Source organism: Streptomyces sp. NPDC104814 (assembly GCF_055583185.1).
Genome location: NZ_JBVJOL010000002.1, coordinates 44382 through 66250, shown reverse-complemented (window position 1 = coordinate 66250; position 21869 = coordinate 44382). Strand labels below are relative to the sequence as shown.

General features: G+C 72.2%; 17 protein-coding genes. All 17 read right to left on the bottom strand.

The window, feature by feature from the left end; genetic code table 11:
- Position 1: 1 nt before the first annotated feature.
- Positions 2-1447, bottom strand: coding sequence for a GTPase ObgE (gene obgE / locus ACZ64A_RS08745; protein ID WP_469809161.1), 1446 nt, complete (start codon positions 1445-1447; stop codon positions 2-4).
- A gap of 142 nt (positions 1448-1589) precedes the next feature.
- Complete coding sequence (gene rpmA, locus ACZ64A_RS08740) at positions 1590-1844, bottom strand: 50S ribosomal protein L27 (protein WP_010476314.1); 255 nt, start codon at positions 1842-1844, stop codon at positions 1590-1592.
- Between the two features lie 14 nt (positions 1845-1858).
- The gene (rplU, locus tag ACZ64A_RS08735) at positions 1859-2179 is read right to left on the bottom strand and encodes a 50S ribosomal protein L21 (protein ID WP_189948455.1); all 321 of its coding nucleotides are present in this window, start codon (positions 2177-2179) and stop codon (positions 1859-1861) included.
- Between the two features lie 200 nt (positions 2180-2379).
- Positions 2380-6777 (bottom strand): Rne/Rng family ribonuclease, encoded by a 4398-nt coding sequence (locus ACZ64A_RS08730; RefSeq protein WP_469809160.1) that lies wholly within the window; start codon positions 6775-6777, stop codon positions 2380-2382.
- 262 nt (positions 6778-7039) lie between these two features.
- Entirely contained in the window at positions 7040-7828 is a 789-nt protein-coding gene (locus ACZ64A_RS08725) for a TIGR03936 family radical SAM-associated protein (protein ID WP_469809159.1), read from the bottom strand.
- A gap of 46 nt (positions 7829-7874) precedes the next feature.
- A complete protein-coding gene (locus tag ACZ64A_RS08720) occupies positions 7875-9038 on the bottom strand; it encodes a hypothetical protein (RefSeq protein WP_469809158.1) in 1164 nt (387 codons plus the stop codon).
- Positions 9039-9094: 56 nt separating this feature from the next.
- The gene (locus tag ACZ64A_RS08715) at positions 9095-9556 is read right to left on the bottom strand and encodes an MFS transporter (RefSeq protein ID WP_469810139.1); all 462 of its coding nucleotides are present in this window, start codon (positions 9554-9556) and stop codon (positions 9095-9097) included.
- Between the two features lie 3 nt (positions 9557-9559).
- Entirely contained in the window at positions 9560-10327 is a 768-nt protein-coding gene (locus tag ACZ64A_RS08710) for an MFS transporter (RefSeq protein ID WP_469809157.1), read from the bottom strand.
- 266 nt (positions 10328-10593) lie between these two features.
- Complete coding sequence (locus ACZ64A_RS08705; RefSeq protein ID WP_469809155.1) at positions 10594-12555, bottom strand: TIGR03960 family B12-binding radical SAM protein; 1962 nt, start codon at positions 12553-12555, stop codon at positions 10594-10596.
- Positions 12556-12625: 70 nt separating this feature from the next.
- A complete protein-coding gene (locus ACZ64A_RS08700) occupies positions 12626-14125 on the bottom strand; it encodes a CYTH and CHAD domain-containing protein (RefSeq protein ID WP_469809154.1) in 1500 nt (499 codons plus the stop codon).
- Between the two features lie 93 nt (positions 14126-14218).
- The gene (gene rodA / locus ACZ64A_RS08695; RefSeq protein ID WP_469809153.1) at positions 14219-15415 is read right to left on the bottom strand and encodes a rod shape-determining protein RodA; all 1197 of its coding nucleotides are present in this window, start codon (positions 15413-15415) and stop codon (positions 14219-14221) included.
- Positions 15412-17664, bottom strand: a complete 2253-nt coding sequence (gene mrdA / locus ACZ64A_RS08690) for a penicillin-binding protein 2 (protein WP_469809152.1) — start codon at positions 17662-17664, stop codon at positions 15412-15414. Before mrdA ends, rodA begins: the two co-directional genes overlap by 4 nt.
- Before the next feature lie 143 nt (positions 17665-17807).
- The gene (mreD, locus tag ACZ64A_RS08685) at positions 17808-18479 is read right to left on the bottom strand and encodes a rod shape-determining protein MreD (protein WP_469809151.1); all 672 of its coding nucleotides are present in this window, start codon (positions 18477-18479) and stop codon (positions 17808-17810) included.
- Between the two features lie 13 nt (positions 18480-18492).
- Entirely contained in the window at positions 18493-19536 is a 1044-nt protein-coding gene (gene mreC / locus ACZ64A_RS08680) for a rod shape-determining protein MreC (RefSeq protein WP_469809150.1), read from the bottom strand.
- A gap of 154 nt (positions 19537-19690) precedes the next feature.
- Positions 19691-20710: a rod shape-determining protein gene (locus ACZ64A_RS08675; RefSeq protein ID WP_103782377.1), complete on the bottom strand. Its 1020-nt coding sequence runs from the start codon at positions 20708-20710 to the stop codon at positions 19691-19693.
- Between the two features lie 313 nt (positions 20711-21023).
- Entirely contained in the window at positions 21024-21437 is a 414-nt protein-coding gene (ndk, locus tag ACZ64A_RS08670; RefSeq protein WP_469809149.1) for a nucleoside-diphosphate kinase, read from the bottom strand.
- A 65-nt stretch (positions 21438-21502) separates the two neighbouring features.
- Entirely contained in the window at positions 21503-21868 is a 366-nt protein-coding gene (locus ACZ64A_RS08665; protein WP_469809147.1) for a DUF4233 domain-containing protein, read from the bottom strand.
- Between the last annotated feature and the right edge of the window lies 1 nt (position 21869).

The following is a 21869-nucleotide window of genomic DNA, read 5'->3' as shown; positions in this document are numbered from 1 at the left end:
CCTAGAAGGGATCGAAGTCGTCGAACTCCTGCTCGGCCTCGTCCCGTTCGGCCTGGCGGTCGCGGCGGCGCTGGGCCGCGGGGCGCGGGGCCTCGAAGCGGTGGTCCTCGCCACGCCGGCCGAGCATCTCGGCGCCGGCCATCGCGGTCGGCTCCCAGTCGAAGACGACCGCGTTGTCCTCGGGGCCGATGGCGACGCCGTCGCCGGAGCGGGCGCCCGCCTTCATCAACTCCTCTTCCACACCGAGGCGGTTGAGCCGGTCGGCGAGGTAGCCGACGGCCTCGTCGTTGTTGAAGTCGGTCTGGCGCACCCAGCGTTCGGGCTTCTCGCCGCGCACCCGGAACAGCGGCTCGCCGGCGGCGTCCTCACGGGTGACGGTGAACCCGGCGTCGTCGACGGCCTTGGGCCGGATGACGATACGGGTCGCCTCCTCCTTGGGCTTGGCGGCCCGCGCCTTGCCCACCAGGTCGGCCAGGGCGAACGACAGCTCCTTCAGGCCCGTGTGGGCGACCGCGGACACCTCGAAGACCCGGTAACCGCGGGCCTCCAGGTCGGGGCGGACCATCTCGGCGAGGTCCTTGCCGTCGGGCACGTCGATCTTGTTCAGGACGACGATGCGCGGACGGTTGCCGAGGCCGCCGTACTGGCGCAGCTCCTCCTCGATGATGTCGAGGTCGGAGACGGGGTCACGGTCGGACTCCAGGGTCGCCGTGTCCAGCACGTGCACGAGCACGCTGCACCGCTCGACGTGGCGCAGGAACTCCAGGCCCAGGCCCTTGCCCTGGCTGGCGCCGGGGATGAGGCCGGGCACGTCGGCGATGGTGTAGACGGTCGAACCGGCGGTGACGACACCGAGGTTCGGCACGAGCGTGGTGAACGGGTAGTCCGCGATCTTCGGCTTGGCGGCGGACAGCACCGAGATCAGCGAGGACTTGCCGGCGCTCGGGTAGCCGACCAGCGCCACGTCGGCGACGGTCTTCAGTTCCAGCACGATGTCCTGCAGGTCCCCCGGCTCGCCGAGCAGCGCGAACCCGGGCGCCTTGCGGCGGGCGGAGGCCAGCGCCGCGTTGCCGAGGCCGCCGCGGCCGCCCTGGGCGGCGACGAAGGAGGTGCCGTGGCCGACGAGGTCGGCGAGGACGTTGCCGGCCTTGTCCAGGACGACGGTGCCGTCCGGGACCGGCAGGATGAGGTCCTGGCCGTCCTTGCCGGAGCGGTTGCCGCCCTCGCCGGGCTTGCCGTTGGTGGCCTTGCGGTGCGGGGAGTGGTGGTAGTCCAGCAGCGTGGTCACGGACTGGTCGACGGTGAGGATGACGTCGCCGCCACGCCCGCCGTTGCCGCCGTCCGGACCGCCGAGCGGCTTGAACTTCTCACGGTGGACGGAGGCACAGCCGTGACCTCCGTTACCCGCGGCGACATGCAGTTCGACGCGGTCCACGAAGGTGGTCATGTGGGGTGCCTCCAGAAACGTACGAGAGATTCTCGTGGTACGAGCTTGGTACGAGATGTCTTCGGTGTAACACGCGAAAGGCGGACCCGCCTTCCCGACCGGGAAGTGAGGTCCGCCTCGCGAAAGCTTCCGATCAGCCGTCTCAGGCGACCGGAACGATGTTCACGACCTTGCGGCCGCGGAAGGTGCCGAACTGCACCGAACCGGCCTGCAGCGCGAACAGCGTGTCGTCGCCGCCACGGCCGACGCCCGCACCCGGGTGGAAGTGGGTGCCGCGCTGGCGGACCAGGATCTCACCCGCGTTGACGACCTGACCGCCGAAGCGCTTCACGCCGAGCCGCTGGGCATTGGAGTCGCGACCGTTCCGGGTGGACGATGCGCCCTTCTTGTGTGCCATTTCTCCTCAGTCCCTTACTTCGCGGCCGTGGGGATCGACGTGACCTTGATCGCCGTGTACTGCTGGCGGTGGCCCTGACGACGGCGGTAGCCGGTCTTGTTCTTGTAGCGCAGAATGTCGATCTTCTGGCCCTTGTGGTGGTCCACGACCTCGGCCTGGACCTTGATGCCGGCCAGCACCCACGGGTCGCTGGTCACGGCGTCGCCGTCGACAACGAGCAGGGTCGAGAGCTCGACCGTGTCGCCAACATTGGCAGTGGAAATCTTGTCAACCTCAACGATGTCGCCGACAGCAACCTTGTGCTGGCGACCACCGCTGCGCACGATGGCGTACACGCGGATCTCACTCTCTCGCTCGGGGAACGGCACCCCCGCAGGCCAGCCACCCGGCAGACGCGGACGACCTCTCCCGGCCAGCCGTGTGCCCGGGAGGAAGAGGTTTACGGGGATGTGGCATGTGCATTGGACACGCCGACGGTCTAGGTTACGGGGCCCGGCCCGGAAGGGTCAAACCGGGCCCCGTGTGACGTGATCGGTCAGGACTCGTCGGTGGAGGCCGAGACGGACGGAGCCGCCTGCTGCGCCGCCGACGTCTTCTTGGCGGCCGTCTTCTTGGCGGCCGTCTTCTTGGCCGCCGCCTTCTTCGTCGTCGTCTTCTTGGCCGCCGTCTTCTTCGCGGCCGTCTTGGTGGCCGTCGCCTTCTTGGTGGCGGCCTTCTTCGCCGTGGCCTTCTTGGCCGCCTTGCGGGCGGTCTTCTTGGCCGGGGCGGCCTCGGTCTCCTCGGCGGCCTGCGCCGCGTCGGCGGCCTCGGCCGTCTCCGCCGGGGCCTGCGCCTCGGCGGACGGCAGGACCACGACGGCCGTCTCCGCGGGTGCGGTCGGCGCGGTGGCCTTGCGCACCGCGCGGCGCCGCGGACGGGCCGGAGCGGCGGCCTCGGCGGGAGCCTCGGCAGCCTCGACGACCGGGGCCTGCGCCTCGGCGGGGGCCTCGGCCTGCTGCGGGGCGGCGGGCGCGGTCTCCGCGACGGTCACCACGGCGGCCTCGGCCCCGGCGGGCGAACCGGCCGGAGCGGAAACCCGGCGGGTGGCCCGACGGCGGGTACGGCCCTGGGGCGCGGCCGGCTCGGCCTCCGGCGCCTCGGGCGCCACGACGGCGTCCTCGACGGCCGCGGGCTCGGCCAGCGCCTCGGCGGCCGGCTCCGGCTGCACGGGACGCTCGGCCTCCTGCTCGGCGGTCACGTCCTGCGCGGTCGGCGCCTGCGCCTCGGCGACGGCCTCGGCCCGCGCGGCCCTGCGCCCCCTGCCCTTCGGCTGCTCCGGCTTCGTGGCCTCGGCCTTCACCGGCTCGGCCGCGGGGGCCTCCGCCTTCGCGGACTCCGCCCTCGGCGCGCCCGCCGGAGCGGACGCCCGCCGGCTCGCCCGGCGCCGGCCGCGGCCACCGCGGGACGCGGCCGCCTCGGCCTCGGCGATGCTGCTGTACAGCTCCTCGTCGGGGGCGAAGGCCGGCTCGGGCAGCGCGACCGGCTCGGCGGCCTCGGCGGCCACCTCGGCCTCGCTCTCGGCCTCCTCCTCGACGGTCGGCGCGGTCTGCACCGCCGCCTCCACGACCTCGTGCTCGTGCTCGTGCGGCTGCTCGGCCGCACCGGCCCGGGCGCGCTTCTTGCGCTTGCCGCCGCCGCCGTTGGAGCTGGGCTGGTCGAGGTGGACGATGACACCGCGGCCGTTGCAGTGCACGCAGGTCTCGGAGAAGGACTCCAGCAGACCCTGGCCGACCCGCTTGCGGGTCATCTGCACCAGGCCCAGCGAGGTCACCTCGGCGACCTGGTGCTTGGTGCGGTCGCGGCCCAGGCACTCCAGCAGACGGCGCAGCACCAGGTCCCGGTTGGACTCCAGCACCATGTCGATGAAGTCGATCACGATGATGCCGCCGAGGTCGCGCAGCCGCAGCTGACGCACGATCTCCTCGGCCGCCTCCAGGTTGTTCCTGGTGACCGTCTCCTCGAGGTTGCCGCCCTGACCGGTGAACTTGCCGGTGTTGACGTCGATGACGACCATCGCCTCGGTCCGGTCGATCACCAGCGAACCGCCGCTGGGCAGCCAGACCTTGCGGTCCAGCGCCTTGGCGAGCTGCTCGTCGATCCGGTACGTGGCGAAGACGTCGACCTCGCTGGTCCAGCGCTGCAGCCGGTCCGCGAGATCCGGCGCGACGTGCGCGACGTACCCGTGGATGGTCTGCCACGCCTCGTCACCGCTGACGATGACCTTGGAGAAGTCCTCGTTGAAGATGTCGCGCACGACCCGGACGGTCATGTCCGGCTCGCCGTACAGCAGCGTCGGAGCGCTGCCGTTGCCGCCGTTCTTGGCCTTCTTCTGGATGTCCTCCCACTGCGCCTGCAGCCGCTCGACGTCGCGGCGCAGCTCGTCCTCGCTCGCGCCCTCGGCGGCGGTGCGCACGATGACGCCCGCGTCCTCGGGGACGATCTTCTTGAGGATGGTCTTCAGCCGGGCCCGCTCGGTGTCGGGCAGCTTGCGGCTGATGCCGGTCATCGAGCCCTCGGGCACGTACACGAGGTAGCGGCCCGGCAGGGAGACCTGGCTGGTCAGGCGGGCGCCCTTGTGACCGATCGGGTCCTTCGTGACCTGCACCAGGACCGACTGGCCGGACTTCAGCGCGGACTCGATGCGGCGCGGCCCGTTGGCCATGCCGAGCGCCTCGAAGTTGACCTCACCGGCGTACAGCACGGCGTTGCGGCCCTTGCCGATGTCGATGAAGGCGGCCTCCATCGACGGCAGGACGTTCTGCACCTTGCCGAGGTAGACGTTGCCGACGTACGAGGTCGACTGCTCCTTGTTGACGTAGTGCTCGACGAGCACGCCGTCCTCGAGCACGCCGATCTGCGTGCGGTCGCCGTGCTGGCGGACGACCATGACGCGCTCGACGGCCTCGCGGCGGGCCAGGAACTCCGCCTCGGTGATGATCGGCACGCGGCGGCGGCCCTGCTCGCGGCCCTCACGGCGGCGCTGCTTCTTGGCCTCCAGACGCGTGGAGCCCTTGATGGACTGCACCTCGTCGGACGGCTCGGAGCTCTTCTCGCGCGCCGGCCGCGGCTCGCGCACCTTGACGACGGTGCGCTCCGGGTCGTCGGAGGACGGCTCGCCGTCCGTCGAGGAGTCACCGGCGCGACGGCGGCGGCGACGGCGGCGACGGCTGCCCGCGGTGGACCCGCCGGCCTGGTCGTCGGCGTCCTCCTCGGCCGACTCCGCGGCCTCTTCGTCATCCTCCTCGACCTGCTCGGCGGTGTCCTCGGCGTCCTGAGCGGCCTGCTCGGCGGCGAGCTCCTCGCCGTCGGCCTCGGCGCCCTCGGCGTCACCGGACTCACCGCGGCGGCGACGGCGGCCGCCACGACGACGGCGGCGACGGGACCCGGTCTCCTCGCCGTCCTCGCCCTCGGCGGCGTCCTCGGCCTGGTCGTCGACCTCCTCCGCCTCCTCGTCGGCGGTGGCGGTCTCGGCCTCGACGGCGCTCTCGGCGGTCCGCTCCGGCTCCTCGGCCGCGCCCCGGCGACGGCGGCGGCGCCGCGAGGCGCCCTGCTCCTCGGCCGGCTCCTCCGCCTCGACGGCCTGGGCGGCCTGGGCGGGGCGGGTCTCGGCGGCCGCCTCGGCGGCGGCGCGCTCCGGGGTCTGGAACTTCGGCTCGGTGAACACGGGCGCCTGGAAGACGGCGACCGCGGGGCGCGCGGGCCGGCGCGGGGAGCCGGACTCGTCGGCGGCGGACTGCGCGGGCGCGGCGAAGCCGGACGCGGCGCGCCGCTCCACGCGGCGGCGGCCACGGCGCGGGCCGCCGTCCTCGGTCTGCTCGGTGGCCTTGGCGGCGGGAGCCTCCTCGGCGGCCGCCTTCTGCTGCGCGGTGGCCTGGGCCTGCTCCTGCGCCTTGGCGGTGGGCTCGCCCACGCCGGCCACGGCGGCGGCCTCGGTGTCGACACCGGCGCCCACGGGGGTCTCGGCGGTCACGGGCGTCTCGGCGGCGGCCGGCGTTCCGGCGGGCGCGGAAGCGCGACGGGCGACCCGGCGGCGGCCACGGCCCTTGGGGGCGGCCTCCTCGGCGGGGGCCTCGGGCGCGGGGGTCTCCGCTGCAGGGGCCTCCGCTGCAGGGGCCTCGGGCGCCGCGGTGTCGGCGGTCGCTTCCGCCTCGGCGGCACCGGCGGCCACGACCGTCTCGGCGGCCTCGGGCGCACCGGCGGGCGCGGACACCCGGCGGGTCACGCGACGCCGCGAGCGGCGGGCGGGCGCGGCGTCTTCCTCGACGGCCTGGGCGGCGGGCGCCTCGGCGGTCTCGGCGGCGGGCACCACGGCGGTCTCGGCGGCGGGCACCACGGTCTCGGCGGTCTCGGCGGCGGCCGGCGCTCCGGCGGGCGCCGAGGCGCGGCGCGTGGCGCGCCGGCGGCCCCGGCCCTGCGGCGCGGGCTCCTCGGCGGCCTCGGCCCCGGCCGTCCCGACGGCAGCGGTCTCGGCCACCTCGGTGGCCTTGGCCTCGGCAGCCTCACCGGCACCGGACGTCACGACGGTCTCAGCGGCCTCGGCGGACGCGGGCGCACCGGCGGGCGCGGTGGCCTTGCGGGTCGCACGGCGCCGCGTACGGCGGGCCGGCGCGGCCTCCTCCTCGGCCTGCGGGGCCGGCGCCTCGGCGACGGCGGCCTCCTCCTCGGCCTCGGTGTTCACCGCGGCGGCGACGGCCTCGGCGGCCTCATCGTCCGCCTGGGCGGTCGCGGCGGCCGGTATGGCCGGCTCGACCGTCTCGGCGGGGGCGTCGGAGGTGGTGCGGGCCGGCGGACCGGCCGGGCGGGAAGCGGCACGGCGCCGACGACGCGGCGGCAGGGTGTCGCTCGGAGTGTTGTTGTCTTCGGAACCCTGGGTGGGTTCGGTCGGCTCGAGCATGCGGGCGTATCTCCCGTCGGGCTCCCGGGCGCCGCGCCTGGTCCGGGGCCGATCACGAGGATCGGCCGCCGTTGACGTCCGCGGCTCGCGCGATGCGCGGTGCCGCCGTCCGGGGCGCGGGCGCCACACGGGAGCTTTCTGTGTCCTGTCTCGCCGGTTCCGTACACCTTGTCGCGTACGGCCTGGCGAAAGTCTTGTGGTCGGTGCGCTGCCCGACCCAGGTGGCTCCCGAGTACGAGGGCGGCGCTTACGACGTTCGTCCCTACGCGGAACCTTCCGGCGTCGGCGCCGTCGCGGCGGCAGCCGGAGCGGCCGTTTCGAGGGCCGCCGCTGCCTCGCGGTCGGGCGCGAGCGGGTCGGTCACCGTGCCGGTCTCTTCATCGAACAGCCCCTGCGCCAGCCTGGTCACCGCTGCGGGGACCGGCGGCGCCAGGTCGGCCACGGCGCGGAGACCGGACAGGACGTCGTCGGGTCGTACGGCAGGCGTCACGTGCCGAACAACCAGCCGCAGTATCGCACAGGGCTGGTCGCTCGGCCTATCAGCCGGCGAACTGAGCGTTTCAGTTGTCTCCAGGCTCACGACGGCCGGACGGGCGTCGAAGGTGCGCATGCCGTTCTTGGTCAGGCGCTGCACCTCCACCGTCCCGGCCGCGGTGAAGGCCTCCACCGCGCGTCGCGCGTCGGCCGCATCGACGCCGTCCAGCCGCAGCTCCCATACGGAAGCCGTGAGCCGGTCGGCGAGCCCGGACGTGCGCGCCTCGACCGCCTCGATCACGTCGAGCCCGGTGGGCAGCGACTCGTCGAGGAGGACGCGCAGCTGCTCCGGATCACGCGGCGCGGTGAGCGCGATCTCCAGGTACTCCGCCTCGCTGCCCGTGCCGGTGGGTGCGGCATTGGCGTACGACACCTTCGGGTGCGGCGTGAACCCCGCCGAGTACGCCATGGGTACGTCGGCGCGGCGCAGCGCGCGCTCGAAGGCGCGCTGGAAGTCGCGGTGGCTGGTGAACCTCAGGCGGCCGCGCTTGGTGTAGCGCAGTCGGATGCGCTGCACCGCGGGTGCGGGCGGCGGGCCTTCGGGCTGTCGCTTGCCCAGTGTCCTAGTCCTTTGTGAGAGCGGTCGTACGTCTATCAAGAGTACGTGTCCCGGGACCACCGGGTTCCCGCCGGGCCACCGCCTCACTCCGGCGGGGTTCACCGAACAGCATCCGCCGGACGTCCGCCCGGGCCTGCCGCGCCGACTCCCGCGCCGCGGCGAGCGCCTCCCGCACGGCCCGCCCGACGCCGCGTGCGGCCTTGGCGGCGGGCCTGAGGACGGCGTCGCGCACGAGGTGGCCGACCGGAGTGAGCACCCTGCGGTACGCCCAGCGCAGCGGCTCGACCAGGACCCACCGCAGGACGGTGCCGAGGAAGCGCCCCACGGCGAGAGAGATCCGTCCGGCGATGCGCCAGGCGTGCCCGAGCGCGGCCCCCACCTCGCGGGCGACGACGGCGAGGACCCGGCCGACGGGCACGAGCACCCACCGCCACAGGGCGAGCGCGGGCAGTACGAACAGCACCCGGGTGAGCCAGTACAGAGCGATTCCGATGCCGGTGACGGCCGCCCCGAGCACCCACAGCACGCCCCGCGCGCACCAGGCGACGGCCCGCCCCGCGGGAGCGAGCAGCCAGGTCCACAGCCACAGCGCCGGTACGACGACCAGGTGGCGCACGAGCCCGGCGAGGACCGTGTACGTCCCGGCGCCCACCGCCCCGAGGACGGACCCGATGCCGCGCAGCACCCACAGCAGGCCGTGTCCGACCGGCGTCAGCACCCGCGCGTACAGCCACGCCAGGCCCGCGCCGATGCCCAGCGCCAGCCAGGCGATCCCGGCTCCGGTCCCCCGCACCGCCCACGCCAGCGCGTGCCCGACGGGGGTGAGCACCCGGCGGTACAGCCACACCGCCGGCACGACGAGCAGGAACCGCCCGAGCCAGCCTAGGGCGGCGGCGAGCGGGACAAGGGCATACCGCCACAGCGAAACCAGCGGCCACACGAACAGGGCCTTCCCCAGCCACAGCAGTGCCCGGCCGACGGGCCGCAGCACCGTGTCCCGCAGCAGCCGCCCGGCGACGACGCCCGCGTCCCACAGCATCCGCACCGGCACGACGAGGACCAGCACGACGATCCGCACGGGCAGGCGAAGAGCGACGACGAGACACCCTTCCGGCTGCCGGGGCGAAGGCTTCTGCTGTTCCGCGGGCGCGGGCTTGTGCGGTTCCATGTCTGACAGGACGCAGCGGCCGCCGCCGCGGATTCACCGTACGGATTGCGATGCCGTCACGGCCGCCGGCGGCCCGCTCCGGCCGGCCGCCGCGCCTCGGTACGGAAGCGGGGCGTGCGGCCCCGGGCGACGAGGCAGGCCGCCACCGCCGCACCGGCGCCGATGTACAGCAGCGCCCGGTAGTCCAGGGCGTGGACGACGGGCCCGCCGACGGCGCCGGCCAGGGACAGGCCCACGAACAGGGCGCTGTTGTTCCACGACAGCACGGCGGTCGCCCGCCCGGGGAACAGGTCGACGAGATGGCGCTGCTGGGCGGGGAAGAAGGCATAGGCCGCCAGCGCGAACAGGCCCAGCGCGCAGGCCAGTGTCCAGGTGACCGCGAACAGCAGGGCCACGGCGGCTTCCAGCACCGCCGTCAGCGCCAGCGCCGACCGGGTGATCCGTACCGCGTCGCCCCGGTCCGCCAGCCGGCCGCCCACCTGGCCGCCGGCGACGGCGCCGATGCCGTAGACGACCAGCAGTCAGGTCACCGCGGTGGCCCGGCCGTCGGCGTGCAGCGCGATGGCCAGGAACGTGTACAGGGTGTACACGGCGAACGCCCACAGGGTCGTCACCGCGACGGCGGACAGCACGGTGCCCGCTCCGGACGGCCCGGCCCTCCGGGGTGCCCCGGCCGGGCCGGCGGGCGCGGGGGCCGGCCGGGCCCGCCAGACGAACGCGTGCGGGAACGCCAGCAGGAACGTGCCCGCCGCCAGGATGACGAAGGCGGCCTGCCAGCCCACGTACCGCCCCAGCAGCGAACCGGCCGGCGCGCCCACCCACAGCGCGGTCAGCAGGCCCGATCCGACCACGGCCAGGACCTGCGCCCTGGCCTGGGGACGCGCCCGGGTGCTGACCAGCGCGTACACGGTGGGCCCGGTCGCGGCGGCCGCGACACCGGCGACGACCCGGGCGAGCAGCAGCACGCCGAAGCCGGGTGCCAGCGCGGTGCCGACGTTGGCCGCGGAGAACAGCACCAGCGCGACCACCAGGACGGTGGCGCGGTCCCAGCGGTCGGAGACCCAGCCGGCGAAGGGCGACGCCACCACGTAGGCGACCGAGAAGGCCGTGACCAGCAGACCGGTGCTCGCCGCGGAGACGGCGAACGAGGAGGCAATACGCGGCAGCAGCGGCGCCACCACGAAGAGATCGGTTCCGACCAGGAACTGCGTCAGCCAGGCGAGGACGACCGGCCCGGCGGACAGGCCGGGCGCCGTGTCCGCCACCGGCTCGCCGCGGGGCGGGTGCATGATCCGACGCTAGGGGGTGTCTCGTCGATCAGGCCGGATCAGGGAGCGGCGTCTGGTGCCGTGCATCGCAAGGCGGAGGAGGGAGCCGATGCGGAGCATCGGGGAGTGACGACAACGCGGCGAGGTGCGGTGCCAGGCGTCGCGAGCCCGGCGTGATCGGCGAGACACCCCCTAGGGCCTGCGCCGGCCACCGGCCAGCCCGGGGCGCAGACGGCGCAAAGCCCCCGGTCCCGGGCGGGACAGGGGGCTCTGCGGGGTCGTTCCCGTCAGTGCGTGTGACCGCTTGCCGCGGGCGCCGGGGCGGCGTTCTTGACCGTCAGCGGCAGCAGCTTCTTGCCCGTCGGGCCGACCTGGATGTGGGTGTCCATGGCCGGGCAGACGCCGCAGTCGAAGCACGGGGTCCAGCGGCAGTCGTCGACCTCGGTCTCGTCGAGGGCGTCCTGCCAGTCCTCCCACAGCCAGTCCTTGTCGAGGCCCGAGTCGAGGTGGTCCCAGGGCAGGACCTCCTCGTAGGTGCGCTCGCGGGTGGTGTACCAGTCGACGTCGACGCCGAAGGGGGCCAGCGCCTTGTCGGCGCAGCTCATCCAGCGGTCGTAGGAGAAGTGCTCGCGCCAGCCGTCGAAGCGGCCGCCGTCCTCGTAGACCGCGCGGATGACGGCGCCGATACGGCGGTCGCCGCGCGAGAGCAGGCCCTCGACGATGCCGGGCTTGCCGTCGTGGTAGCGGAAGCCGATGGAGCGGCCGTACTTCTTGTCGCCGCGGATCTTGTCGCGCAGCTTCTCCAGGCGCGCGTCGGTCTCCTCGGCGGACAGCTGCGGCGCCCACTGGAAGGGGGTGTGAGGCTTGGGGACGAAGCCGCCGATGGACACGGTGCAGCGGATGTCGTTGGACCGCGACACCTCACGGCCCTTGGCGATGACGCGCGTGGCCATGTCGGCGATCTGCAGGACGTCCTCGTCGGTCTCCGTGGGCAGGCCGCACATGAAGTACAGCTTCACCTGGCGCCAGCCGTTGCCGTAGGCGGTGGCGACCGTGCGGATCAGGTCCTCCTCCGAGACCATCTTGTTGATGACCTTGCGCATGCGCTCGGAGCCGCCCTCGGGGGCGAAGGTCAGACCGGAGCGGCGGCCGTTGCGGGTCAGCTCGTTGGCCAGGTCGACGTTGAAGGCGTCGACGCGGGTGGAGGGCAGCGAGAGGCCGATCTTGTCGTCCTCGTAGCGGTCCGCGAGGCCCTTGGCGATGTCGCCGATCTCGCTGTGGTCGGCGGAGGACAGCGACAGCAGGCCGACCTCCTCGAAGCCGGTCGCCTTCAGACCCTTCTCGACCATGTCGCCGATGCCGGTGATGGAACGCTCGCGCACCGGGCGGGTGATCATGCCGGCCTGGCAGAAGCGGCAGCCGCGGGTGCAGCCGCGGAAGATCTCCACGGACATCCGCTCGTGCACCGTCTCGGCCAGCGGGACCAGCGGCTGCTTGGGGTAGGGCCACTCGTCCAGGTCCATGACGGTGTGCTTGGAGACCCGCCACGGCACGCCGGAGCGGTTCGGCACGACGCGCGCGATCCGGCCATCCGGCAGGTATTCGACGTCGTAGAACTGCGGGATGTACACCCCGCCGGTCTTCGCCAGGCGCAGCAGCAGTTCCTCGCGGCCGCCGGGGCGGCCCTCGGCCTTCCACTCCTTGACGATCCTCGTGATGTCGAGGACGGCCTGCTCGCCGTCGCCGATGACGGCCGCGTCGATGAAGTCGGCGATCGGCTCCGGGTTGAACGCGGCGTGTCCGCCGGCCACGACGACCGGGTCGTCCAGACCGCGGTCCTTCGCCTCCAGCGGGATGCCGGCGAGGTCGAGGGCGGTGAGCATGTTGGTGTAGCCCAGCTCCGTGGAGAAGCTGAGGCCGAACACGTCGAACGCCTTCACCGGGCGGTGGCTGTCGACCGTGAACTGCGGGACGCCGCGCTCACGCATCAGCGCCTCCAGGTCCGGCCACACGCTGTAGGTGCGCTCGGCGAGGACGCCCTCCTGCTCGTTGAGGACCTCGTAGAGGATCATGACGCCCTGGTTGGGCAGGCCGACCTCGTACGCGTCCGGGTACATCAACGCCCAGCGGACATCGCAGCTGTCCCAGGGCTTGACGGTGGAGTTCAGTTCGCCGCCCACGTACTGGATCGGCTTCTGCACATGCGGGAGCAGGGCTTCGAGCTGCGGGAACACCGACTCGACAGACATCGGGGGAACCTTCGTGAGCTGACAGGGGGGACCCTTCAGCGTAACCCGGTCGGCGGCCTCTCCCGTACGCTCACAGACTCGCCCCTCGCTGGATCTCCTTCCACAGGCCGGGCAGCTCCCGCTCGGCGGCCGCGGCGCGGGCCTCCTCCCTGCCGTGCAGCAGCCCGTAGGTGAAGGCGCTCTCCCCCGCCGCGTGGGCGACCGCGGACAGTTCGCGCAGGGTCTGCCGGGCCATCACGCTGTCCTGGTGGTCGCCGAGCAGGCCGGTGAGGGACTTCATCGACTTGGCCAGCGAGCGGGCGGGGCCGCCGAGGGCGGGGGTGGCGGCCTCGGCGGCGTACCGGGTGCGCTTGGCCTTCTTGCGGGCCTCGTGCAGGGCGAGGTCGCGCTCGTGCCCGGGCGGCAGGTCGAGGGCGCGTGCGAGCAGCCGGGAGACCTTGGCGAGGTCCTTGCGTACGGCGGCGGCGAGCACCGCGTCCGGTTTCTTCGCGGCTTTCTTGCGCAGCGGCGGGTCGGCGAGCACGGCGTCGAGGGTGTCGAACAGGGCGAGCGTACGGGCCGAGTCCAGTACGGCGAGGAGGTGGCCGCGGGTGCGGCCGTGCCGGGCGCTCGCCCACGCGGTGAGCCGCTCGTGGACGGGGCCGTGGACCAGGGCGGGCGGGACGTCGGCGAGGGCGTCGGTCAGGCGTGCGGCCAGGACCTCCTGGTCGCGGTCGGCGCCCAGCTCGCCGGCCAGCCACTTCAGTTCGGCGGCGACCGGATCGGTGACGGCGCGGTCGAGGACGCTGCCGAAGGTGCGGAAGGTGCTGCGCATGCGGCGGGTCGCCACGCGTGTCCTGTGCACGGAGTCGGGGAGGTCCCGTCGGATCGCCGGGTCGCCGTCGACGATGGCGTCGCGCTGGGCCCGCAGATAGGCGAGGAGGTGGTCGCCGGCGGTGACGGGCCCGGCCGGTGCGGCGGTCCGGGTCCGGGTACCGCCGGTCTCCTCGAGGGCACGGGCCAGCTTGGAGGGGGACTGCGACGGCCGGACGCCCGCCTTGCGCAGGTGTTTGTCGATCTTGCGGAGGAATGCGGGGTCGCCGCCGTCGGCCAGCTCCACTTCGATCTCGGTCCACCGGGCGGTTCCGCCCGCCCGGTTGAGCCGTTCGGCGCGTACGTCGTCCACGCTCGCCTCGGCCAGCAGCGCGCCGTCGGCGGCGAGCAGGTGGCACACGTCCCGGGAACTGCGCAGCCGCATCACGGGGATCAGTTCGGCGTGCCGGATCCGGGAGCGGACCAGCGCGGCGATCGCGTCGGGCACGGTGTCGGACAGCGGTGCGCGGATCTCGTCGCGTACCCCGGGTTCGACGGGGAGCTTGAGGTGCCAGCCGGCGTCCGAGCCGCCGGTGCGGCGGCGCAGGGTGATCGCGGCCGCGGCGAGGCGTTCGTCGGCGGTGTCGTAGTACGTGGCGTCCAGGTCGGCCACGCCCTGGTCGAGGACGGCCGCGACTCCGGCGACGCCGGTCAGGTCGGGCAGCCCGCTGTCGTCGGATTCGTACTTGCGCTCGATCTCGCGTTTCGTCTCCGCCATGACCCGAATCTAACGGCAGTCACCCCACGACGGCAGAGCAGCAGGCGCCGGGCGCGGGGGTGGCGGCCCCTCGCGCGCACCCGGCGTCCTGCCTCACGCCGACAGCGGTCTTTGTACCTTTATCGACTGCAGCAGGCCGATCGCCACCCACACCGCGAACATCGACGATCCGCCGTAGGAGACGAACGGCAGGGGCAGGCCGGTGACCGGCATGATGCCGAGCGTCATGCCGATGTTCTCGAACGCCTGGAAGGCGAACCAGGCGACGATCCCGGCGGCGACGATCGTGCTGTACAGCTCCGTGGTCTCGCGGGCGATACGGCAGGCCCGCCACAGCACCACTCCGAGCAGGACGATGATGAGCCCGGCGCCGACGAAGCCCAGTTCCTCACCGGCGACGGTGAAGACGAAGTCCGTCTGCTGCTCGGGCACGAACTGCCCGGTGGTCTGCGAACCGTGGAACAGCCCGGCGCCGGTCAGGCCGCCGGAGCCGATCGCGATGCGCGCCTGGTTGGTGTTGTAGCCGACACCCGCGGGGTCCAGGTCGGGGTTGGCGAACGCGGCGAAGCGGTTGATCTGGTACTCGTCCAGGATGTGCAGCTGCCAGATGGCGACGCAGCCGATCGCTCCGGCGATGAGCAGGCCGAAGACCCAGCGGTTGGAGGCGCCGGAGGCGAGCAGGACGCCCAGGATGATGGCCACCATGGCCAGCACCGAGCCGAGGTCGGGCATCAGCAGCAGGATCAGGCAGGGCACCGCCGCCAGCCCCAGGGACTGGGCCACGGTCCGGTGGTCGGGGTAGAGCTTGTCGCCCGCGTCGACCCGCGCGGACAGCAGCATGGCCATGCCCAGGATGATCGCGACCTTGAGGAATTCGGCGGGCTGCACCGAGAAACCACCGATGACGAGCCAGTTGCGCTGACCGTTGATCGTCGCGCCGAGCGGGGTGAGGACCACGAGGGCCAGCAGCACGGACAGGCCGTAGAGGACCGGCACGATGTTGCGCAGGGCGCGGTGGCCGAGCCAGAGCGTGGCGATCATCAGGGCGAGCCCGATGCCGAGGTTCATCAGGTGCCGCAGCAGGAAGAAGTACGGGTCGCCCTGGTTCAGCTCGGTGCGGTTGCGGGTCGCCGAGTACACCAGCAGCGAGCCCAGCAGGGACAGTGCCAGGCCGGCGAGCAGGATCGGCCAGTCGAGCCGCCGGGTGAGCGAGTCGCGGGCGAAGATCCTGGTCCAGCCGGCCCGCTCCGGGCCGTACCCGGAGACGGAGAAGCTGTTCACGCCGGTCATCGGGTCGTCCTCCGGCTTCCCCGCCTGCGCGGCCGTCTGCGGGTGTTGCGGTTGCCGCCGGTGGTCGGTGAGGCCGTGGCGGCGGGCTGCTGGTCGCCGCCGTTGGTCGGGTTGTCCTTCTGGGCGTTCTCGGCGTCCTTGGCGGGGTCGCCGCTGATCTTCGGGGCGGCGATGGTGCCGTCCGTGCGGACCTTGGGCAGGCCCTTCTGCGGCTGGGGCAGCAGCGCCTTCCTGTTGTCGATGGAGCCGTCGCCCTGGACGCCGTAGAGCGCGCTGTAGATGTTGCGCACCGCCTCACCGGAGGCTCCCGAACCCGTACCGGCCTGGGCGATCGTCATGATCACCGTGTAGTCCTTGGAGTAGGTGGCGAGCCACGACGTGGTCTGCTTGCCGTAGACCTCCGCGGTACCGGTCTTGCCGTGCAGCGCGATCTTGTCCTGGGGCCAGCCGCCGAACTTCCAGGCGGCCGTACCGCGGGTGATGACGCCCGCGAAGGCGTCGTCCATGCCCTTGAGGGTGGCCTGGCTGACCGGCAGCCGGCCGCGCACGGTCGGCTTGATCTCCTGCACGCTCTTGCCGTCCGGGCTGATGATCGCCTTGCCGATGGTCGGCTGGTACATGGTGCCGCCGTTGGCGACGGCGCCGTAGATCACGGCCTCCTGGATCGGCGTGACGAGCGTGTCGCCCTGGCCGATGGAGTAGTTGATCTCGTCGCCCTCGCGCATCTTGTTGCCTTCGAGGCAGTTCTCGTAGGCGATCTTCTCGACGTAGGTGCCGTCCTTCTTGCCGCTCTTGCACCAGGCGTCCTTGTTGGCCTGCCAGTAGGCGAGCTTCCACTCGCGGTCGGGGACGCGGCCGGTGACCTCGTTGGGAAGGTCGATGCCGGTCTCCTTGCCGAGGCCGAACTGGTGGGCGGTCTTGAAGAACCAGTCCCTCGGCTGCCCCTTCTTGGGGTTGATGCCGCCGTCCTTCTTCCACTCCCGGTCCGCGAGGCCGTAGAAGACGGTGTCGCAGGAGACCTCGAGGGCGCGGCCGAGGGAGATGGGGCCGAAGCTCTCCCCCTCGAAGTTCTTGAAGACCTGGCCGCCCACCGAGTACGCGCTGGTGCAGGGGTAGCCGCCGTCCCACTCGTAACCGGCCTGCACGGCGGCCGCGGTGGAGACCACCTTGAACGTCGAGCCGGGCGCCGCCTGACCCTGTATGGCCCTGTTGAGCAGCGGGTAGTCGGAGTCCTTGCCGGTGAGGGCCTTGTAGTCCTTGCCGGAGATGCCGCCCACCCAGACGTTGGGGTCGTAGGTCGGCGCGGAGGCCATCGCGACGATCCGGCCGGTCTTGGCCTCCATCACCACCACGGCACCGGAGTCGGCCTTGTAGTTCTCGCCGGTGATCTTGTCGAACTGCTGGCGGGCGGTCTTCATCGCCTTGTCCAGTTCGTACTCGGCGACGCGCTGGACCCGGGAGTCGATGCTGGTGACGAGGTTGGCGCCGGGCTCGGCGGCGTCGGACTGGGCCTTGCCGATGACCCGGCCGAGGTTGTCCACCTCGTAGCGGGTGACGCCGGCCTTGCCGCGCAGCGCCTTGTCGTACTGCCGCTCCAGGCCGGAGCGGCCGACCTGGTCGGAGCGCAGGAAGGGCGAGTCGGTGTCCTTGGCCTTCTGGATCTCCTCGTCGGTGACCGGGGAGAGGTAGCCGAGGACCTGCGAGGTGTTGGCCTTGCCGGGGGCCGGGTAGCGGCGCATGGCCTCGGGCTCGGCGCTGATGCCGGGGAAGTCCTCGGCGCGCTCGCGGATCTGCAGCGCCTGCTTGGGGGTGGCCTCGTCGGTGATCGGGATCGGCTGGTACGGCGAGCCGTTCCAGCAGGGCTGGGGCGTCTTGGCGTCGCACAGCCGGACCTTCAGCAGGACCTCCTGGGGGTCCATGCCGAGGACAGCGGCGAGCTTGGTGAGCACCGCCTTGCCGTCGTCCTTCTGCTTCAGCAGGTCCGTACGGGACGCGGAGACGACCAGCCGGGTCTCGTTGTCGGCGAGGGGCACGCCGCGCGCGTCCAGGATCGAGCCGCGCACGGCGGGCTCGACGACCTGCTGCACGTGGTTGCCGGAGGCCTCCTTCTGGTACTGCGCGCCCTCGCGGATCTGGAGGTACCACAAGCGGCCGCCGAGCGTGCCGAGGAGGGAGAGGACGAGGATCTGGATGACGACGAGCCGGATCTGGACGCGGGGCGTCCGGCCGGTCTCCGGGATGTTGGTCACTGCGGCCGTCTCCCCCTTTCAGGACGTCTGCGGCGGGGCCTGTACGAACGGTGTCCGGGTGGGTACGCCTGGTGAACGAACGGCCCTCGAACGCCGGTTCCGCGAACGTTCACCCGTACCGGTGAACTTGAACTCCCCGTCGCTCACAGCCGCTTGACCCCCTTGATGCGTCCCGCACGGGCCACCCGTGCCCGCGCCGCCTTCACCCGCAGCCCGCCCCGCTGTCCGCCGATCTTCAGTCCGGTGCCGCCCGCGACCCAGCCGGAGGAGATGTCGGCGGCCTTCGCGGCGGAGCCGGTCTCGGCGAGCGGGTCGTTGTCCGTGCGGCGGGCCAGCGCCATCACCCCGGGCACCACGAACGGCGCCAGCAGCAGGTCGTAGAGGGCCGCCGTGAACAGCAGGCTCGGCAGGCCCACGTGCCGGGCGGCGGTGTCGCCGACGAGGGCGCCCACCCCGGCGTACAACAGGGTCGAGCCGATCGCGGCCGCGACCACCGTGACCATCGGGCCGGTCGCCGACTTCAGCCGGCCGTTGTCCGGTCTCATCAGGCCGGCGGCGTAGCCGGTCACACACAGCACCAGGGCGTAGCGGCCGGCAGCGTGGTCGGCGGGTGGGGCGAGGTCGGCGAGCAGGCCGGCGCCGAAGCCGATGAGGGCGCCGCCGACATGGCCGTAGACCAGGGCGAGGCCGAGGACGGTCAGCAGCAGCAGGTCGGGGACGGCGCCCGGCAGGTGCAGACGGGCGAGGACGCTCACCTGCACCACCAGGGCGACGACGATCAGCGCCGTGGAGAGCAGGATCCGGTTGACGCGCATGGAATGTCAGCTCCTACTGCAGCTCTTGCCGGCCGTTTTGGGTCTGCCCGCCGCCTGACGGTGGTCCGGTCTGGAGGTCGGTGGCCGGCTGCTCGCTCAGCTGGGGCTGCGCCTGCTGCCCGTTCTGCTGCCCGTCGCCCGGCGCGGTCGCGCCCGGGGTGACCGTGACGGTGACCGTCGGGGTGGGGACCGGCTTCGGCTTGGCCGGCAGCACGGTGTCGCGAGGGTCCTTCTTCGGCGCCTCGACGACCACGCCGACGATGTCGAGTTTGGTGAAGCCGACGAACGGCGTCACGTACAGCGTCCGGGTCAGCCCGCCGCCGGAGGGGTCGACGCGGGAGACGACGCCGACGGGCACGCCGGGCACGAACGGCTTGTCGGCCTGCGAGCCGAAGGTGACCAGCCGGTCGCCCTTCTTCACCTCGGCCTTGCCGTTGAGCAGTTCCACGCGCAGCGGCCGGTCGCCCTGGCCGGAGGCGAAGCCCAGTTCGTCGCTGCTCTCCATCCGGGTACCGACGGTGAAGTCGGGGTCGTTGGCGAGCAGCACGGTGGAGGTGTTCGGGCCGACCGTGGTGACCCGGCCGACCAGGCCCTCGCCGTTCAGCACGGTCATGTCGCGCCGGATGCCGTCGTTGGCCCCGACGTCGATGGTGATGGTCCAGGAGAAGCCCTGGGCCGCCCCTATGGCGATGACCTCGGCGCCCTTGATGCCGTACTGCCCGGCACCGGCCACCTTCAGCATCTTGTCGAGCTGCTTGAGCCTGCTGCGGTTGCGGTCGTCGCTGCCCAGCTTGGCCTTGAGCGCCGCGTTCTCCTTCTCCAGCGCGGCGAGCCGGTCGTGCCGCTCTCCGGAGTCGCGGACCGCCTCGACCGCGTTGCCGACCGGGTTCACCGCCGACGCCACGCCGTTCTCGATCGGACCGAAGGCCGCGGCCGCGGCCTGCCGGGCACCGTCGACCGGGGAGTCCTCACCGCCGCGGATGTCCACCGTGATCAGTGCGAACGCGATGGCGATCAGCAGCACCAGGAGAAGCCGGCTCTCTCGTGTGTCCCTCACGTGCGGCGGCCGTGCCCTTCCTCATTGGAATGTGTGCAGGGGTCGGATGCGAGTGTTCACCTGTGCGGAGGCGTATGGCGGAGCTTATGCCTCCATATCAACGATCCGCCGTACGAGAGGAGATCATCTCGTACGGCGGAATCGAAGTGTTACGTCATCGGCGCGGCGCGGCGTCCAGGACCTGCTGGAGCGCCTCGAACTCCTCGACACACTTGCCGGAGCCCAGCGCCACGCTGTCCAGCGGGTCCTCGGCGATGTGGATCGGCATGCCGGTCTCACGGCGCAGCCGCTCGTCCAGGCCGCGCAGCAGCGCGCCGCCGCCGGTCAGGACGATGCCGCGGTCCATGATGTCGCCGCTCAGCTCCGGCGGGCACTTGTCGAGGGTCGTCTTGACCGCGTCGACGATCGCGTTGACGGGCTCCTCGATCGCCTTGCGCACTTCGGCGGCGGAGATGACGACGGTCTTGGGCAGCCCGGAGACGAGGTCCCGGCCGCGGATTTCGGTGTGCTCGTCGGTGTCGAGGTCGTACGCCGAGCCGATCGTGATCTTGATCTGCTCGGCCGTCCGCTCACCCAGCAGAAGGCTGTACTCCTTCTTCACGTGCTGGATGATCGCGTTGTCCAGCTCGTCGCCCGCGACGCGGATGGACTGCGCGGTGACGATGCCGCCGAGCGAGATGACCGCGACCTCCGTGGTGCCGCCGCCGATGTCCACCACCATGTTGCCCGTGGCCTCGTGGACCGGCAGGCCGGAGCCGATGGCCGCGGCCATGGGCTCCTCGATGATGTGCACCTGGCGGGCGCCGGCCTGGGTCGACGCCTCGATGACCGCGCGGCGCTCGACGCCGGTGATGCCCGAGGGCACACAGACGACGACCCGCGGCCGAGCCAGATAACGCCGCTTGTGGATCTTCAGGATGAAGTAGCGGAGCATCCGCTCGGTGATCTCGAAGTCGGCGATCACGCCGTCCTTGAGGGGACGGACGGCAACGATGTTGCCCGGCGTGCGCCCGATCATCTTCTTCGCTTCGGCGCCGACCGCGAGGATGCCACCGGTGTTGGTGTTGATCGCGACGACGGACGGCTCGTTGAGTACGATCCCACGACCCCTGACGTACACCAGCGTGTTGGCGGTCCCGAGGTCGACAGCCATGTCACGGCCGATGAACGACATTGAGTTCCCCATGAGGATTCGTCTGGCCTTCCCACGAGCTTGTGAGGGCTTTTCAGGTAGGCGAGGTGGGTGCTGTGACGTGAAGGCTTCCATCGTAAACGCGCCTGCACGAACACGGCGTGAGGGTCTTCGCCATTGTCATCAGAAGCGACGGCGCCCCGCTTGGTGAGACGTGCCATCGGGGGCATCCGTTCCCCCGATCGGCCCGGCATATGCCAAAGGACGGCCGAAATCGTCCGGCCGTCCCAGGTCGGCTACGAGGAGTGAACTGACGGCGCGTCAGAAAAATCCCCGGAACATCCTCGCGGGCGTCTCAGGCACGACCGGGGAAGAAGATCTTCACCTCGCGCTCGGCGGACTCCTCGGAGTCGGACGCGTGGATCAGGTTCTCCCGCACGATCACACCGAAGTCACCGCGGATGGAGCCCGGCGCCGCGGCGATCGGGTCGGTCGGACCCGCCAGAGCGCGCAGCCCCTCGATCACCCGCTCACCCTCGACGATCATCGCCACGACCGGACCGGACGCCATGAACTCGACCAGCGGCTCGTAGAACGGCTTGCCCTTGTGCTCGCCGTAGTGCTGCTCAAGCGTCTCGCTGTCCAGCGTGCGCAGCTCCAGCGCGGTGATCTGCCAGCCGGCCTTGCGCTCGATACGGCTGATGATCTCGCCGGTCAGGCCACGACGGACGGCGTCGGGCTTGAGGAGGACGAGGGTGCGCTGGGTCACGGGGGACTCCTTCTTCCTGCCAGGTGTGCGGTGGGACGAGATTACAGGGCGTGTCGTGGCCCCCGTCACGCAGCGTCAGGTGTCCCGGAGCCGCCCTGCGCGCTCTGCGCCGCGAATCTCGCCTTCGCCTCGTCCACCTTGCGCCCGAAGTGCACCGACGCCCACCACAGGGCGGCGAACACCGCGCCCATGAAGAACATCAGCGGCACCGCGAAACCGGCGGCGACCAGCGCGATCTGCAGCGCCCACCCGAGGGCGACGCCCCCGGGCCGGGTCACCATGCCGCACAGCAGCACACAGAGCAGCATCGCGATGCCGCACACCGTCCACACGGTGCCCGTGGACAGGTCCGGGTCCTTCATCGCGACCAGACCGGCGAAGCCGATGATGAAGAACTCACCGATCAGCGTCGAGGAACACAGCGTCCGCATG

What these genes read in the sequence shown, in the direction of transcription:
- obgE (WP_469809161.1), bottom strand. Translation starts at nt 1,447, where the DNA reads ATGACCACCTTCGTGGACCGCGTCGAACTGCATGTCGCCGCGGGTAAC.
- rpmA (WP_010476314.1), bottom strand. Translation starts at nt 1,844, where the DNA reads ATGGCACACAAGAAGGGCGCATCGTCCACCCGGAACGGTCGCGACTCC.
- ACZ64A_RS08730 (WP_469809160.1), bottom strand. Translation starts at nt 6,777, where the DNA reads ATGCTCGAGCCGACCGAACCCACCCAGGGTTCCGAAGACAACAACACT.
- ACZ64A_RS08720 (WP_469809158.1), bottom strand. Translation starts at nt 9,038, where the DNA reads ATGGAACCGCACAAGCCCGCGCCCGCGGAACAGCAGAAGCCTTCGCCC.
- ACZ64A_RS08710 (WP_469809157.1), bottom strand. Translation starts at nt 10,327, where the DNA reads ATGCACCCGCCCCGCGGCGAGCCGGTGGCGGACACGGCGCCCGGCCTG.
- ACZ64A_RS08705 (WP_469809155.1), bottom strand. Translation starts at nt 12,555, where the DNA reads ATGTCTGTCGAGTCGGTGTTCCCGCAGCTCGAAGCCCTGCTCCCGCAT.
- ACZ64A_RS08700 (WP_469809154.1), bottom strand. Translation starts at nt 14,125, where the DNA reads ATGGCGGAGACGAAACGCGAGATCGAGCGCAAGTACGAATCCGACGAC.
- rodA (WP_469809153.1), bottom strand. Translation starts at nt 15,415, where the DNA reads ATGACCGGCGTGAACAGCTTCTCCGTCTCCGGGTACGGCCCGGAGCGG.
- mreD (WP_469809151.1), bottom strand. Translation starts at nt 18,479, where the DNA reads ATGCGCGTCAACCGGATCCTGCTCTCCACGGCGCTGATCGTCGTCGCC.
- ACZ64A_RS08675 (WP_103782377.1), bottom strand. Translation starts at nt 20,710, where the DNA reads ATGTCGTTCATCGGCCGTGACATGGCTGTCGACCTCGGGACCGCCAAC.
- ACZ64A_RS08665 (WP_469809147.1), bottom strand. Translation starts at nt 21,868, where the DNA reads ATGCGGACGCTGTGTTCCTCGACGCTGATCGGTGAGTTCTTCATCATC.